Source organism: Paracoccus marinaquae (assembly GCF_018860165.1).
In the GTDB taxonomy this organism is placed as follows: Bacteria; Pseudomonadota; Alphaproteobacteria; order Rhodobacterales; family Rhodobacteraceae; genus Paracoccus; species Paracoccus marinaquae.
Window position 1 is genome coordinate 1 of sequence record NZ_JAHKNG010000130.1, and the last position, 1,043, is coordinate 1,043.

The 1,043-nt window shown below is 63.8% G+C and carries 2 protein-coding genes; one reads left to right on the forward strand and one right to left on the reverse strand.

Annotated features, from left to right (window positions below):
* The coding region (locus KNW02_RS20635; protein ID WP_216035046.1) for a DUF4158 domain-containing protein at window positions 1-452 on the reverse strand (452 nt) is incomplete at its 3' end.
* Window positions 453-616: 164 nt separating this feature from the next.
* Here KNW02_RS20635 and KNW02_RS20640 point away from each other — a divergent pair.
* Window positions 617-1,043 (forward strand): recombinase family protein (locus KNW02_RS20640; RefSeq protein ID WP_216035047.1); only part of this gene is annotated, 427 nt, incomplete at its 3' end.

The window sequence follows — 1,043 nt, forward strand, 5'->3', positions numbered from 1 at the left end:
GCCCTGCATTGCTCGACGAAGCGCCGCGCCAGATCCTCGTTCGACCGGGCAGTCTCGGCCGCACCTTCAAGCCAGGCCCTCAGGTCTCGTGCGCCCCGCCCGGTGAACATCTTGTAACCGTAGATGTCGCGCAAGATGGCCAGGTGCTCATGCCGGGTTTCCTCGCGGGCGGCGTAGCCGGCCAGATCGTCAGGCCTTGTCCCAAGTTGCGCGGCCAGAAAGCGTGTGACTGGCAGCGGTATGACCTCGCCCGGCGCCAGCAACCGCCCGGGATATCGCAGCGCGCAGAGTTGCAGGGCAAAGCCGAAGCGATTGTGGGAACGGCGACGGGCATGGATGATCTCCAGATCGTCGTCTGCCAGCGTGTAGTGGCGCAGCATCGAGGCGTCATCGGTCGGCAGGTCGAACAATGCCGCCCGTTGGCGGTCGGTCAGAATGCGGCGTCTGGGCATGGCGATCTTTCAGGAAATGGTGGTGGGCTTGCGTCCGTAAGGGGATCGGTGAGCGGACAGGGTCGAGGTGACGGCTGATGGCCAATAAACCGAACCTCATCATGTCTCGTATAGATAGTACGATTTGATTCGCACATGAGGCCCCTTATCCGTACACTCGCTGCATGACTGCGACCAAGATTGGCTATGCCCGCTGCTCCACCGACCGTCAGGATCTGACGGCACAACGTGCTGCCCTTGCGGAGCTTGGGGTCACCGAAGACCGCATCTACACCGACCACGGCCTGACGGGCACGAACCGCGCCCGACCCGGTCTCGACCAGGCTCTCGCCGCCGTGCGCGCAGGCGATGTGCTGGTCGTGCCGAAGCTCGACCGCCTCGCGCGCTCGGTCCCGGACGCCCGAGCGATCGCAGATCAGTTACAAAAGAAAGGCATCAAGCTCGCCCTTGGCGCGTCGGTCTATGATCCGGCCGATCCGATGGGAAAGATGTTCTTCAACATTCTGGCCACCTTCGCCGAGTTCGAGGCCGACCTCATCCGCATGCGCACCCGCGAAGGCATGGCCATCGCCCGCGCCAAGGGCAAGCTCC